14 protein-coding genes are annotated in these 13110 nt (G+C 69.6%); 4 read left to right on the plus strand and 10 right to left on the minus strand.

All coding sequences use genetic code 11. From position 1 onward, the window contains the following. Nucleotides 1-14 precede the first annotated feature (14 nt). Nucleotides 15-146 (minus strand): hypothetical protein, encoded by a 132-nt coding sequence (locus tag KBX34_RS34070; protein WP_256439946.1) that lies wholly within the window; start codon nucleotides 144-146, stop codon nucleotides 15-17. Between the two features lie 159 nt (nucleotides 147-305). Between KBX34_RS34070 and KBX34_RS21965 the strand changes: the two genes are divergently transcribed. Next, nucleotides 306-494 (plus strand): hypothetical protein, encoded by a 189-nt coding sequence (locus KBX34_RS21965; protein WP_210790740.1) that lies wholly within the window; start codon nucleotides 306-308, stop codon nucleotides 492-494. Between the two features lie 57 nt (nucleotides 495-551). Here KBX34_RS21965 and KBX34_RS21970 read toward each other — a convergent pair whose 3' ends face one another. Next, on the minus strand, nucleotides 552-1433 hold the full coding sequence (locus KBX34_RS21970; RefSeq protein ID WP_210926654.1) for a fructosamine kinase family protein: 882 nt from the start codon (nucleotides 1431-1433) through the stop codon (nucleotides 552-554). Between the two features lie 244 nt (nucleotides 1434-1677). Here KBX34_RS21970 and KBX34_RS21975 point away from each other — a divergent pair, with 244 nt between their 5' ends. After that, on the plus strand, nucleotides 1678-2958 hold the full coding sequence (locus KBX34_RS21975; protein ID WP_088948913.1) for a GAF domain-containing protein: 1281 nt from the start codon (nucleotides 1678-1680) through the stop codon (nucleotides 2956-2958). An 82-nt stretch (nucleotides 2959-3040) separates the two neighbouring features. Here the strand turns inward: KBX34_RS21975 and KBX34_RS21980 are convergent, their stop codons facing one another. From KBX34_RS21980 to KBX34_RS21995, 4 genes are all read right to left on the minus strand, one after another. Further along, nucleotides 3041-3394, minus strand: coding sequence for a VOC family protein (locus KBX34_RS21980; RefSeq protein ID WP_185755333.1), 354 nt, complete (start codon nucleotides 3392-3394; stop codon nucleotides 3041-3043). A gap of 158 nt (nucleotides 3395-3552) precedes the next feature. Further along, nucleotides 3553-5202: an RICIN domain-containing protein gene (locus tag KBX34_RS21985; protein ID WP_210926656.1), complete on the minus strand. Its 1650-nt coding sequence runs from the start codon at nucleotides 5200-5202 to the stop codon at nucleotides 3553-3555. Between the two features lie 36 nt (nucleotides 5203-5238). Continuing rightward, nucleotides 5239-6744 carry a family 43 glycosylhydrolase gene (locus KBX34_RS21990; protein ID WP_210926657.1) on the minus strand — a complete coding sequence of 502 codons (1506 nt, stop codon included), beginning with the start codon at nucleotides 6742-6744 and terminating at the stop codon, nucleotides 5239-5241. 239 nt (nucleotides 6745-6983) lie between these two features. Further along, nucleotides 6984-7454: a hypothetical protein gene (locus tag KBX34_RS21995; protein ID WP_210926659.1), complete on the minus strand. Its 471-nt coding sequence runs from the start codon at nucleotides 7452-7454 to the stop codon at nucleotides 6984-6986. A gap of 87 nt (nucleotides 7455-7541) precedes the next feature. Between KBX34_RS21995 and KBX34_RS22000 the strand changes: the two genes are divergently transcribed. Next, a complete protein-coding gene (locus KBX34_RS22000; RefSeq protein WP_218906239.1) occupies nucleotides 7542-7829 on the plus strand; it encodes a hypothetical protein in 288 nt (95 codons plus the stop codon). Nucleotides 7830-7958: 129 nt separating this feature from the next. Here KBX34_RS22000 and KBX34_RS22005 read toward each other — a convergent pair whose 3' ends face one another. Next, nucleotides 7959-8399 carry a hypothetical protein gene (locus KBX34_RS22005; protein ID WP_088948909.1) on the minus strand — a complete coding sequence of 147 codons (441 nt, stop codon included), beginning with the start codon at nucleotides 8397-8399 and terminating at the stop codon, nucleotides 7959-7961. A 156-nt stretch (nucleotides 8400-8555) separates the two neighbouring features. Between KBX34_RS22005 and KBX34_RS22010 the strand changes: the two genes are divergently transcribed. Beyond that, nucleotides 8556-10595 (plus strand): hypothetical protein, encoded by a 2040-nt coding sequence (locus KBX34_RS22010; RefSeq protein WP_247672085.1) that lies wholly within the window; start codon nucleotides 8556-8558, stop codon nucleotides 10593-10595. Between the two features lie 88 nt (nucleotides 10596-10683). Here KBX34_RS22010 and KBX34_RS22015 read toward each other — a convergent pair whose 3' ends face one another. The 3 genes from KBX34_RS22015 to KBX34_RS22025 form a co-directional block, all read right to left on the minus strand. Next, the gene (locus tag KBX34_RS22015; protein ID WP_141909997.1) at nucleotides 10684-11274 is read right to left on the minus strand and encodes a DinB family protein; all 591 of its coding nucleotides are present in this window, start codon (nucleotides 11272-11274) and stop codon (nucleotides 10684-10686) included. A gap of 86 nt (nucleotides 11275-11360) precedes the next feature. After that, nucleotides 11361-12299 (minus strand): phosphotransferase family protein, encoded by a 939-nt coding sequence (locus KBX34_RS22020; protein ID WP_210926663.1) that lies wholly within the window; start codon nucleotides 12297-12299, stop codon nucleotides 11361-11363. A gap of 159 nt (nucleotides 12300-12458) precedes the next feature. Beyond that, nucleotides 12459-13100: a DNA alkylation repair protein gene (locus KBX34_RS22025; RefSeq protein WP_210790853.1), complete on the minus strand. Its 642-nt coding sequence runs from the start codon at nucleotides 13098-13100 to the stop codon at nucleotides 12459-12461. Between the last annotated feature and the right edge of the window lie 10 nt (nucleotides 13101-13110).

The raw sequence follows: 13110 nt of genomic DNA on the forward strand, positions 1-13110 counted from the left end.
CGTTCTCCGGCGGGTCATCGGGTGAGCAGGCCGATCCGGCGCAGCCAGCCCGCGACGTCGGGCTCGACGTCGGCGACCTCCTCACCGCGCACGGCCAGGCCCTCCCCGATCGTCGCACCCGGGCAGGCGGCGACAGCACCCCCCACAGGGCGGCGGAGCTTGTGCAGAGGCGGTGACCGCCTGGTATGAGCAGATGTCGATCTGGTGCACACCTTCCTCTGCTGTGCGGGAGGGTGCCACAATGGCAGCGGCGTCCAAGCGGTTACCGCTGGGCCCGGGGGAGGGCCTTCCGCAGGAAGCGGACGGTGGGCACGAACCCGGAGGCCGCGATGCACCTTGTTCCCGACGCTGGCGCCATCTCCAGCCTGGTCGATCTGCTCGGTGGTGTGCTGCAGTTGACCGCTGCGATCGTCACCCTGGTGGCCGCCGTCAACGTCCGTGGGCGTCGCCCTGGTCGCGGTCGGGGCGGCGATGATGACGACGCTCGTCGGTGAGACCCGCTCCGACGCGGCCGCTCGCGCGGTTGCGGCGGTCAACTGCCGGGCCTCTGGTCAGGATCGCGTCCGGAACGGGGCAAGGGTGGCGCGGATCTGCTCGCCAGCACCCCAGTCGTCGTCGAACTGGGCCAGCACGGCGAGGTGTTGTCGCAGCTGGACGACCGGCATGCGGGCCTGCCAGCCGTCGTCCAGCGAGGTCAGGTCCGCATAGACCTGGAAGAACCGTTGCGCCTCGGGCGGGGGCGAGGTGGACCACACATGGGCGAGGTCGACCTCGGCCCACATGTACGACACGGCCGGGTCGATCAACGCGGGCTGCCCGTCCGGGGTGGCCATGATGTTCTGCGTCCACAGGTCACCGTGTGTCAGGCACGCGGGCCGGTCCGGCAGCAGGTCCGGCAGTCGGTCACACAGCCGCTCCAATGCCGCCCGGTCAGCCGCGTCGAGCGCCGCCTCGGCGCGGGGCTCCCCGAGCCACCGAAGCAGCCGGTGCTCTGCGAAGAACGCAAACCCGTCGTCATGCCACGTCTTGACCTGGCGGCGGCGGCCCAGCCAGTTGTCGTGGTGCCATCCGAAGCGAGGATGGGTCGTGCTCGTGTGCATGCGGGCGAGCAGGTGCGCCAGCTGCTCCCAGAAGCTCTCGGTGTGCGGCCTCGGGCGCAGCACCGACAACACGAGCAGTTCCGGGTCCGCCAGGAGCACCTCGGGTGTGGCCATGCCGCCGAGTTCGCGTAGGGCGGCCAGCCCCTCGGCTTCCGCGACGAAGACCCCCTCGGCGGGCGCGTCGGCGAAGCCCTTGACGAACACCGACGAGGCGTCCCGACGGGTGGCGATGCCCGCGAGCGCAGCGAGCCCGCCCGCTACCGGCTCCACTGTGACGACCTCGCTCATCCCGGCCTGGAGCAGGCGTTCCAGCAGCGTCGTCGTCGAGCTCATCAGGACACACCTCTCATCTGCGTGCACCCCTGCCTGCGGCTGCACGCCCCCGGCGGCCACCAGGAACCGTTGTCGGCCCGGCCTTCACGTCGATGTCAGCGTAGGCGGCCACGGTCCTGTGGACACCGCAGCGGTGTCCCGTAGGTTGGTGGTGCGAACACGTGACCGACGGCGGTGGTTGGCCTCCGTCGCCGGCCAGTGGGTCACGGACCATCCACGCAACCGAGGAGAGGCGGACCACGACATGACGGCGGTGCCTGCCGCGGATCCGGCGGTTGCCGGGCGAGGAGCGGCTGAGGAGGATCTGCGGGCGTTGTTCGGGCAGTCCACGGCCGTCTTCGCGTCGTTGACCGGCCCGGCGCATGTGGTGGAGACGGCGAACCGGGCCTTCTTCGAGACCATCGGTCAGGAACGGGTCCGCACCGGGGTCGCTCTCGTGGACGTGATGCCCGAGCTGGCCGATCAGGGCTTCATCGCTCTTCTGGATCAGGTCTACCGCACCGGCGAGGCATACGTCGGCCGTGACGTCCGGGTCGTGCTGGGCATCGGCCCGCAGGCCCGGGAGGCCTTCTTCGATGTCTCCTACGAGCCGCGTCGAGACGCAGCCGGTACGGTGACCGGGATCCGCGTGCTCGGCGTGGAGACCACCCAGGTCAAGCACGCCCAACGGTTGATGACCGAACACCGCGCCCTGCTGGAGCAGATCGCCCGCCAGGCGCCCCTGACTGAGGTGCTTGACGGGATGGCCCGCTGTATCGAGAATCTGGCACCGCAGGAGGTGCTCGTCTCGGTGCTGCTCGCCGATGCCGACGGCCGGCACCTGCGCCACGGCGCCGCCCCCAGCCTGCCCGCCTTCTACAACCAGGCCATCGACGGCATCGCCACCGGCGAAGGCGTCGGCTCCTGCGGCACCGCCGCCCACCGCCGGGAACCGGTGATCGTCACCGACATCACCACCGACCCGTTCTGGAACGACTTTCGGGATCTGGCCGACCGGGCAGGTCTGGCGGCCTGCTGGTCCACTCCCATCCTGGCTCGCGACGGCGGCCTGCTGGGCACGTTCGCCATGTACCACCGCACCCCGCGCGTCCCACAGGACTCGGACCTCGCTCTCACCCGGGTCTTCGCCGGCACCGCGGCCCTGGCCATCGAACGCCACCACATCGAACAGGCGAAGACGGCCGCCGAAGCACGCGCCAGGGCGGCTCACGACGAGCTGGCCAGGGTGCTACGCGTGGAACGGGAACTGCGCGCCGAGGCCGAGCAGCGTGCTGCCGCCTCCGCGGAACTCGCCGCGCGGATGCGTGCCGCCGCAGCCGCGCAGGCTGCACTGCCACACCCGGAGCACTGCCAGCTCGGCGATGCTCCCGGCTGCACCGCACCCGCCGAGATCAAGATCGCTGATTCGTGGGGTGACTCGGCATGGGGCTGTACCGCGCACGTCGAGGAGGCCCTTCTCAACGTGCGCTCGGTGTTCATCGCCAGCGAGGAACTCGGCGGCCTGGCCGCCTACCTCAACCGCTGACGAGGTCTGCGACAGCCGGCACCTGGCTGGCCCGGCCGCCGCCCTGGTCCCTGGTCCCTGGTCCCTGGTCCCTGGTCCCTGGTCAGGAACTATGGGCTGCCACGTTGATGACGTTGCCGTCCGGAGCGCGGACGAAGAACCGCCGCACTCCCCAGGGCTCAGTGGTCAGCGGGTGCACGATCGCGTAACCGAGGCGCTGTGCCTCCGCGTAGGCGCCGTCCACGTCATCCACCTGCACCGAGATGACCGAATCCTCGGGTGCGGACGCGTCGCCGGAGACGAGTTGCACGCTCGCGCCGCTGTCGGGCGAGGTGTAGCGGGCCACCCAGCCCAGGTTGAACTCCTCGTTGCTCAACCCGAGGTAGTCGCTGTAGAAGCCCTTGGCGGCGCTGATGTCAGGCACCGGAAGGTTGGCCAGGACGCGGACGACGCGCACGCGGACCTCCTGCTTCGAGTTGTGGAATCCGCTCATCATCCTGCGTCGTGCGTCCATAACTGCTCATCGCCGCGCGGGGAGTCGGGAGGCAGCGCCGCGGTGGGCCCGCAACGTGCGCGGACCCACCGCCCTTCATCGAGTACGCGGCGGCCAGCCTCTCAACACCAGGTCAGCGTCGAGTTGACCCGGGTGACGTTGCTGATGGTGTTGTTCGCGCCACCGCAGGGACTCTGGGTGATGTTGGTGCCGCTGACGGTCAGGTTCTGCAACCGGATGCCCGAGGAGATCGGGAACTCCGTCCGCGACGCGATCCTGATCTCGCCGCCGCCCGTCACCGTCCCGGACACCCCGGCGATGACGACGTTGTAGCAGTTCTCCACCAGGATCGAGTTGTTCCCCGTGTTCGAGATCGTCACCCGGTCGATGACCGCGCCACCGGACTCGGAGACGCAGAAGATCCCGCGGCCACCCCCGGACGCGATCACATTTCCGACCCGGATGTTGGTCGGGTACGAGCTGCCCACCCGGCCGTTGCGGTTGGCCATCCGGAAAGCCGCGTACCCGGTGCCGGCACCGGCGCCCTGCGCGTCGACCGTGCCGACAGTGGCGTTGATCGTGTCGTTGAGCAGCAGGCCGGAGTCCCGGGTGTTCCGCGCCGTGACAGTTCCGATGGTCAGACCGTCCACGCCGTACGTCTCCACCCCGTGCGTGCCGGTGCCTGACACGTACACGGTGTCGATGCGGACGTTGCGCACCTTGACCGACCGATCGCCGCCGTGGTTGTCGATGCGTACTCCGAGGCCGGCGGAGAGCCGCATGTCGATCTGCCCGAGGGTCAGGTTGTTCACGTTGCGCATGAAGATGCCGTACAACGGCGACCCGGTCAGCGTCAGGTTCTGCACCTCGACATCCGTGGTTCCCCGCGAGTAGACCGGCGCCTGGTCGCCCGAGCCCGATCCGGTCACGTTGATCGTGCCGCACACCGCCAGCGTCGTGTACGACGGCAGCGACAACCGTGAACCCGCGCTCATCGACCCGGAGCCGCGGACCACGACCCGCTGCTTCGACGTCCGACCAGCCGACAGTGAATTGACCGCCGCCTGCATGGCCGACAACATGCTCGTACCCGAATAGACCGTCGACGAGCCGTTACGGGCCGTCCAGGTGCTCCCGCTCAGCACGGCCTCGGCGTTGGTCGACCCGCTGCCACAGCCGGGTGGCGTGCTGCCCCCGCCCACCTGGACCATCTGCCACTGCTGGTTGGCACCGTTCTGATCGGTGTACTGGCTGATGCGGCCGCCGTCGGCGGTGGACCGCTCCCAGACCTCGAGTGCCTTGGCGGAGTGGCGGTTGATCAGCCGGACATGGCCGCCGTCGGAGTCGAGCACCTGGAACTGCTGGTTGGTGGCGTTGAGATCCGGCCACTGGCGGTACTCGGCGCCGTCGGCGGTGTTCCACTCCCAGAGGTCGACGACCTTGCCGCTGTGTCGAGCCTTGAGGCGGTAGTAGCCGCTGCCGGACGAGACGAACTGGAACTGTTGCCATTCGCCGTCGTTGCGGGACCACTGTTGGATCACCGCGCCGTCTGCCGTCGAGGTGTCCCGGACGTCGAGGACCTTGCCGCTGTGCCGGTTGACCAGGACGTAGTAGGCGTTGGTGTCGATGGTGGCCGCCGCTGCCGGCGGCGCGCCGACCAGCACAGCGCCGGCGGCGCCGACCAGCGCGGTGATCATGGCCAGAACGAGGCCGGTACGCCGGCCGCGGCGGATCGAGCCGTGGCTGGACGGTCTCGTGGTGGTGGGGGTCATCGGTACTCCTGGCTCGATGGGGGAGTGGTCCCGCGGCTATTCCAGGTGGAAGGTGGCGGAGGCTCGCTCGGCGCTCGTGCTCACCGCTTCCAGGTAGAGCAGTCCGTCGCGGTGGCGCACGTACCGGCCGGGGAAGTTCTGTGACTCCAGGGAGACCCCGGTGCTGGCAGCCAGGCCGGATTGGCGGTGGAAGCTCGCGTCGCCGCCGAAGAGCGACGAGCCGTCGCTCCGTTCGACGTACAGGGCGTAGCCACGGTGACGCAGGTAGTACCCCGGGAAGTTGGTCGACTCCAACGACACCGTCCCGCCCCCGGCGAGGCCGCTGACGATGCGGAACTGCGAGTCGGCCAGGTTGGCCACGTTGGGCTCGACCCGGGCCCGATAGTCGTAGTGCCGGATGTAGCTGCTGGTCAGATCGTGTGAACGCAGCCGCACCGGTGTGGCCCCGTCGGGCACCGGGATGCCGAAGTTCGGGGTGCCGTCGGCGTTCCAGTACAGCTTCTGCAGCCTCGTCCGCCGGTTCGGATCGTTGAGCGGATCGCCGCTGATGTCACGGTAGTTGCGGTCGTGATAGACCAGGATGTCGCTCTGCCCATCCTCGGAGACGGTGAACGAGTTGTGGCCGGGGCCGTACTGACCGGTGGCGGCGTTGCTGGCGAACACCGGGTTGGGGCTCTTGCTCCAGGCGGCGGCGTCGAGCAGGTTGGCGGTGGCCGAGGCGCTCAGCATCCCGAGGCAGTAGTTGGCGTCCGTGGCGCTGGCCGAGTAGGTCAGGAAGATGCGGCCGTTGCGTTGGATCACCGCCGGTCCCTCGGCGACCCGGTAGCCGCGGGTCTCCCAGTCGTACGTCGGCACGACGAGCCGCGTCACCGTGCCGGTGATCTGCCACGGGTTGGCACCCATCCGGGCGAGGTAGACGTTGGAGTTGTTGGAGATGCCCGGCTCCTGCTGCGCCCAGGTCAGATAACGCACCCCGTTGGCGACGAAGGTCGACGCGTCCAGGCTGAAGGTGTCCCACGGTGTCGTGATCCGACCACGTTCGGTCCACGACCCGGTCAGCGGATTCGCGCTGGAGTTCTCCAGCACGTACATGCGGATCCGCCACACGTCGTCGGTGCGGCCCGCGGCGAAGTAGACGTACCACCGGTTGTTGATGAAATGGATCTCCGGCGCCCAGATGTGGGCGCCCATCTCGCCGCTGGTGTGCCGGTTCCAGATCGTGGTTTCCGCCGCCGTGGCCAGGCCCTGGAGGGTGGTCGCACGTCGCAGCACGATCCGGTCGTACTGCGGCACCGTCGCGGTCATGTAGTAGTAGCCGTCGGTGTGCCGGACGATGTGCGGGTCGGCCCTCTGGTTCACCAGCGGGTTGGTGTAGTTGACCGCCGGTGCGGCGTGCGCCGGCCCGGCCGCCGGCAGGCCGGCTGCCACGGCGAGCACCACCAACACCGCGGCCACGACCGACCGTAGGCGTCGGCGGCCGGCAGGCCCACCGCCGGTTGCCAGGCGGGCAAGCGGATCGGTTGGGTGGAGTGGCAGCGGCATCTGTCCTCCGTACGGTTGGTGAGCGACTCATCGGCGCAGGTGGTGCCGGCCGGTGGCGCCGTGGCCGATCAGGTCGACGCCGAGCAGCACGTGGGACCGGAACCGGCCGCGGCGCCCGGGTGACGGCGCCGCCAGCCTGCGGCGCCCCGCCGGGGTCGATGCGCGAGTGAATCGCGAGATATGACGGTGGCGTTGCGCCCAGGTTGCGGTCTCAGTGTTGGCGCTAACATCGACAGGTGTCAAGGTGTCTGGTTGGCGCCCGAGATGTACTCGTCGAACGCGGCGACCTCTTCGTCGGTCACCGACGGGGCGAAGTCGAGGTGCTCGCTGGGATGGAGACCGGTGCCAGAGCCGGTCACCGTCACGAACCACGCGGCCTCGTGATCGAACCAGTACGCCCTGCCCAGCAAGCCGATCTCGCTGGCCCCGGAAGGGTCGTCGGGGTCCTCCGCCGCGACGACGCGGACCCACTGCCCGTCCGTCCCGTAGGGCGGTCGGGCAAACGTGAGGGCGATGTCGTTGAGGTCGAAACCACCCTCCGGCACACCAAGCGCACGTGCGGCCCCGGCTCGCGCCATGGACAGCACCTCACGCGTCCGGCGGGTACGACCGACCTCCACCTCGCCATCGGGCCCGTCGATCAGCACGACGTAGGAACGGTCCGCCAGGTGGCGCACCCGTGCACGCACACTTTTCGGTTGGTCGCCCATCCGCTGATAGTGCCCTTTGCGCACCAGGCGCGTCACGGGGAGCCGCGGTGGCGCAAATGGGCGCGGTCCGGGATATCCTTGCCGCATATGGCTACCTTTCGCAGCGCCTCAGTGCTCCTTTCGTCGGATGGCACCAGGACCCCCGGCACCGCCGCTCTCTTCGCCGAGCCCGCCCGCAGGGGCGGGGTCCCGCCGTGGGCAGGTGACTTCCGACCTGCCAACAGCGCCGGCAACGGCCCCAAGAACGCGGTCGGGAAGACCTTCACGTTGGAGCTGCCCGACGGCAGCACCGGCAAGGTCGTCGTTCAGGGCCTCAAGAGCGGAAAGGGAGGCGTCGTGCTGGCGCTGATGGGCCAGGACGCACCCCCTTTCTGAGCAAGACTGCTACCCACCGGCCGGTCAGCGACCTGCCGATGCCAATGCGTCCGGACAGCGTCCGGACGCATTGCCGTACCCGTGGCGGGGCGGTCCTGGCCGGTGACGTTCCGCCGGCCAGGTCGCCAGTCAGCGGCGGCCGGTGGCCAGAGCGACGAGATACTGGCCGCCGCCCGCGTCGACGCTCGCGGTCACCGGCAGCCCGGGCACCAGCCGGGAAAACCGGTCGACCAACCAGTCCGCCGCCTCCTGGGCGTCCTTCCTGCTCGGGCAACGGGCCACCAACTCCCGGCCGCCCTTGCGCTCAAGCCTCTCGGCGACGGTGATCAGCGGCGCGGGCTCCACCACGTGCAGACGGTCCGGCCAGGCGATGACCACCTTGACGGCGCCCTTGCGGGTGTTGCAGGCGCGGTGCGCAAGCCGTTCGACGACCTTGGCCTTCTTGTCGGCGGTGCGGCTGTCGACGCTGGGCCCACGCGGGTCGTTCACCGACATGTCAGCGTCGACCGGCTCGTCGCACACCCAGCATCGCCAGTTGTCACGCCGCGCAACGTCATCGAGAAGACTCATCCGAGCAAACTAGCCTGTCAGCCCCCGACCAATGACAGACGGAGCCCTCGGCGCGGTCGCACTGCTCCTTCAGGGGGCCTGCTCATCCACGGGCGTCGTGCTGGTTGCTGAGATTCCTTCACGAGCGTAGGAAGAACACCACCTGCGTCGAAGGAGATGCGTGTGACCACAATCAGAGGGCTCCGTCTCGCCGTGTCCGTGCTGGTGACCGCGGGCACCGTCCTGTTCGGGGCGTCGGCCGCTGCGGCACCGCCCGCCACTCCTGCACCGACCGGGCAGCAGGCCTGCGACCCGATCGACCCGACGGCCTGCCTGCTGCCCTTCCCGAACGACTACTTCACGGTGCCGGACCGGACCAGCCCCACCGGCAAGCGGGTGCGGCTCGCGACCGCCGCGATGCCCGCCAACGTGCAGGGAACCCCGATCGACCCGACGGAATGGAACCGGCAGGACGGGTTCAGCCCGGGCTCGCCGATCCTGGTGCGCGTGCCCGGCCTCGACGCCACGACGACCGGGATCGCGCCGGTCACCGACATCGGCCGCTCGCTGGCGCCGGACGCGCCGATCGTGCTGATCAACGCGCGGACCGGTGAGCGCACGCCGTACTGGGCCGAGCTGGACGCGCACGCGACCGGCCAGCCCGACCGGCAGGTGCTGATCATCCGACCTGCGGTGGCGCTGACCGAGGGCACCCGCTACGTCGTCGGCCTGCGCGGCATGCGCGACGGCAACGGGGCGTCGATCCCGGCACCGAAGGCGTTCAGGGCGTACGTGACCGGTGCCGGCCTCAGCCATCGGGACAGCCGTGCGCCGCAGATGAAACGGATCCTCGCCGACCTGACCCGCACCGGGGTCAAGCGGCACAGCCTCTACCTGGCCTGGGACTTCACGGTGGCCAGCCGGCAGGGTCTGACCGGGCGGATGCTGGCGGTCCGCGACAGCGCGTTCGCCAGCCTCCGTCGAGCCGCACCGTCGTTCACCGTCACCCAGGTGACCGACTACCCACCGGAGCAGGAGCCGCTGATCGCCCGGCAGGTGACCGGCACCATCGGCGTACCGTCCTATCTGACCGGCGACGGCGGGCCGGGCTCCCGGCTGCACTACGGGCCCGCTGGCGGCACCGGGACGCCGCAGACGCCGAACGCCCCGCCCACGCCGTCCGGCGCGACGATCGCGGCGGACTTCGTCTGCAACATCCCGCGCAGCGCCTCCGCCGCGAAGCCGGCACACCTGTCGCTCTACGGCCATGGCCTGCTCGGCAAGCCGACCGAGATCAACGCCGGCAACGTCAGGACGATGTCGAACACCCACAACTTCACCTTCTGCGCGACCAGTTGGATCGGCATGGCCGCCGGTGACGTCCCCTACGTGGCCGGTGCATTCACCGACCTCAGCGCCTTTCCCGCCGTGGCGGACCGGTTGCAGCAGAGCTTCCTGAACTTCCTGTTCCTGGGCCGCGCGATGATCCACCCGGGCGGGTTCGCCGCCCACCCGGCGTTCCGGGACGCGACCGCACGACCGCTGATCAACCTGGCCGGCGGGCTGCACTACGACGGCAACAGCCAGGGTGGCATCAACGGTGGCGCCCTCACCGCCATCGCCCAGGACTGGACCCGCTCGGTGCTCGGCGTACCGGCGATGAACTACTCCACGCTGCTGCAACGCAGCGTGGACTTCGCGCCGTTCCAGTCGGTCATGGACGGCTACTACCCGGACAAGGTCGACCAACAGCTGATCCTCGCGCTGCTGCAGATGTTGTGGGACCGGTCCGAGGCCAACGGGTACGCACAGCACATGACCGACCGGCCATTGCCCGGCACCCCACCGCACCAGGTCCTGATGCACGTGGCCTTCGGTGACCAGCAGGTCTCGCCCGCCGCGGCGGAGGTCCAGGCGCGCACCATCGGGGCTCGCCTGCACACACCCGCGCTCGCCGACGGTTGGTCAGCGGACGTGCGTCCGTACTGGGGCATCGCGCCGATCCGCCGCTACCCGTACACCGGCTCGGCGCTCGTGATCTGGAACAGCGGCGCGGCGTACGCGCCACCGCCGACGAACCTCGCCCCGGCCGGGCCGGAGTACGGGGACGACCCGCACGAGTTCCCACGGGCCCAAGCCGGAGCCCAGAGACAGAAGGCCGCCTTCCTGCTCACCGGCAAGGTCATCGACGTCTGCGCGCGGACGCCCTGCCCGTGACCCACTCTGCCACCCCGCGGGGCGCGAACCTTTGACGTCACGCGCCGCCCGCCGCAGATCCGCGGCGGGCGGCGCGTTCGTGGGTGCCCTAGGCGAAGCGGTCCGCGAGCTTCGTCAGCTTGGCGACGTACGCCGACCAGTCGTAGTCGTCCGGGATGTTGGTGTTGTCCTGCCGCAGGCCGATCGCCGAGTCGTGCTGCTCGCGGATGATGTCGGCATGCCCTGCGTGACGGGCGAGGTCGCAGGTCACGTGGATGATGATCCGCTGCAGCGTCACGTCCTGCCGGCCTGGGCGCCACCACGGCACCTGCCCCGGCGCGTCGAGCGGCAGCTGGTCGATCGTCTGGTCGGCGAACACCCCGACCCGGCGATACAGATCGATCAGGCCGTCCTTCGTCTCGTCCTCGCTCGCGTACCAGTCTGCCTGTGGGTCCTCGTCGAACGCCTGCACGGGGACGAGTTCCTCCGGCGTCGGGAACTCGCGCCCGAAGGTGGGCCCGAAGTAGCCGGCTTCGACATTGAGGCAGTGCTTGATGATGCCCAGCAGGTTGGTGCCGGTCGCGGTGCGTGGCATTCTCGCGTCGCGTTCGCTCAGCCCGTCGAGCTTCCAGATCAGGTCGTCGCGATTTTCCTTCAGGTAGAGGTGCAGCGCAGCTTTCGCATCGCTCAAGTCAGCCATGACCGCCAGTCTTCCTCAGGGCTGCGACACCGTGGGGGACGACGTTTGCAAGATCAGAAGGGGGCGGGTGCGTCCGGCGGTGGTGCTCAGCCCAGGAGCGTCCGGACGACGTCGGGCCGGTTCAGGGCCGCGACACACCACGCGAAGTGACCGTCCCCGCCCTCGGCGTCGTAGGCGTTCGCGGTGATCAGCGAGTAGGCCGCGCGGTAGACGAGAAGCGCCTGCCGCGGGTAGCCCAGGCGCTCCTCGATCTGCGCGTAGAGGCCACGTTCGGTGTCCAGGGCCTGCTCGCCGTACATGTCGAAGATCGAGGCCGCGACGGAGGCGTCGAAAACCGGGTCACCCTCGGTCGTGAGGAAGCCCCAGTCGAGTATGGCGGCAGGGCCGCCGGCGTCGTTCACGAGGATGTTGCCGGGGATCATGTCGCCGTGGACGACCGAGCGTCGTCCGCTGTCGACGTCCCGCAGCCGGTCCTGCAACGCGTCCAGCTTCCTGTCGAGGTCCTCGACCGCCGGGTCGAGGACCTGCCGGAATCGGGCGACTCGACGCGTGGCCAGTGCGTAAAGGGCGTCAGGGAAAGCGTCGTCCGTCTCGTAGAGCGGCATCGTCTCGTCCAGGACCGACAGCTTCCGCGCCTCGGGCAGGGGCCCGCTTGCCCCCAGTTGGGCCAACACGTCGACGAACGCCGACCTGGCCTCGTCGAGGGTGAGGCGACCCTCTTTCCGCGCTTCGGTCATGGTTCTGCCGGCCAGCCGTTGCTCGACGGTTACGCAGCGACCCTCGATCAGGTGGACCTCGTGGATCCGTGGGACCGCGACCCGCAGAGGTTTTCCGGCCAGCGCGTCGTAGAACACCCGAACCCGCTGCAAGGCGGCCTTCGACCCGTCGAACCACACCTTGGCGATCCGCTCCTGGCCGATGTCGTAGACGGCACCCTCCATGCCCCGCCCCAGCAGCCGGGGAGCCTCGCCGCCCGTCCACTGGTGCAGGAGTCGGGTCGGTTCGACGTCGGTCGGGCTGTGCATCAGGTTGCCATCGCTAACTGTCGTCGGGTCGGACGCTGCTCGTCGAGGTGGCCGCTCTGCGGGCGCAGTACCCCGGGGGTGGCCCGGCACAGCTACGGCGCGGGGGAGGTCCGGGCCCTCCCCGCGCCGCCACCACCATGCGCTCGATCGGCGCACTGGTCAGGTGTGCGCGCGGCGCACCATCTCGTTGATCCAGGTGGGCGCGTACGGAGACGTGCAGCCCGGGGATGTCGGGTAGTCCTTGAGCACCGCCAGACGTTCGCCGATGCCGATCGCGCGAGCGCGGTGCGCGGCGTGCTCGATCCCGATCTGGGCCAGGCAGTGGTTCATCGCCCACTGGAGGCGATCCGGCGCGTCCTTCATCTCGCTCTCGATGACGTCGAGCAGCCCCGGCAGGTCGAGGCTCTCGGGTTTCTTCGTCACCCGCTCGGTGGTCAGCGCCCAGCCGGCGCTCGCGACCACCGGGTCCGGGTCGGCACACCAGGCCAGGCGCAGCTCCTCGGCGTGCGGGCTCTTCTTCACCACGTAGTTCACGAGCCAGTCGTGCACCTTGGGCGCGCGTGCCTCGCGCAGCATGACGTCCAGCTCGGCACGCTCGAACGCCCTGGGACGGCAGATCAGGAGCGACAGCAGTCTCGCCGCGGTGTCGCCGGTCCTCCAGAGCTGGCGGGCGAGTTCCTGCTGCGTCTTCAGCCGCTTGGCGACCGCACGAACCTTGCCGAGGTGCACACCGTGGTCGTCACCGTGTTTCGCGTTCACCTCGCGTGTCCGGTGGTCCTCCAGCGCGGCCAGTTCGGCCATCACCTCGGCC

The organism is Micromonospora sp. M61, from assembly GCF_018070245.1.
Lineage (GTDB): Bacteria > Actinomycetota > Actinomycetes > Mycobacteriales > Micromonosporaceae > Micromonospora > Micromonospora zamorensis.

Excerpts from the sequence above, each read along its gene's own strand:
- KBX34_RS21970 (WP_210926654.1), bottom strand. The coding sequence starts at position 1,433 with ATGAGCTCGACGACGACGCTGCTGGAACGCCTGCTCCAGGCCGGGATG.
- KBX34_RS21975 (WP_088948913.1), top strand. The coding sequence starts at position 1,678 with ATGACGGCGGTGCCTGCCGCGGATCCGGCGGTTGCCGGGCGAGGAGCG.
- KBX34_RS21985 (WP_210926656.1), bottom strand. The coding sequence starts at position 5,202 with ATGACCCCCACCACCACGAGACCGTCCAGCCACGGCTCGATCCGCCGC.
- KBX34_RS21990 (WP_210926657.1), bottom strand. The coding sequence starts at position 6,744 with ATGCCGCTGCCACTCCACCCAACCGATCCGCTTGCCCGCCTGGCAACC.
- KBX34_RS21995 (WP_210926659.1), bottom strand. The coding sequence starts at position 7,454 with ATGGGCGACCAACCGAAAAGTGTGCGTGCACGGGTGCGCCACCTGGCG.
- KBX34_RS22000 (WP_218906239.1), top strand. The coding sequence starts at position 7,542 with ATGGCTACCTTTCGCAGCGCCTCAGTGCTCCTTTCGTCGGATGGCACC.
- KBX34_RS22005 (WP_088948909.1), bottom strand. The coding sequence starts at position 8,399 with ATGAGTCTTCTCGATGACGTTGCGCGGCGTGACAACTGGCGATGCTGG.
- KBX34_RS22010 (WP_247672085.1), top strand. The coding sequence starts at position 8,556 with ATGCGTGTGACCACAATCAGAGGGCTCCGTCTCGCCGTGTCCGTGCTG.
- KBX34_RS22015 (WP_141909997.1), bottom strand. The coding sequence starts at position 11,274 with ATGGCTGACTTGAGCGATGCGAAAGCTGCGCTGCACCTCTACCTGAAG.
- KBX34_RS22020 (WP_210926663.1), bottom strand. The coding sequence starts at position 12,299 with ATGCACAGCCCGACCGACGTCGAACCGACCCGACTCCTGCACCAGTGG.
- KBX34_RS22025 (WP_210790853.1), bottom strand. The coding sequence starts at position 13,100 with ATGGCCGAACTGGCCGCGCTGGAGGACCACCGGACACGCGAGGTGAAC.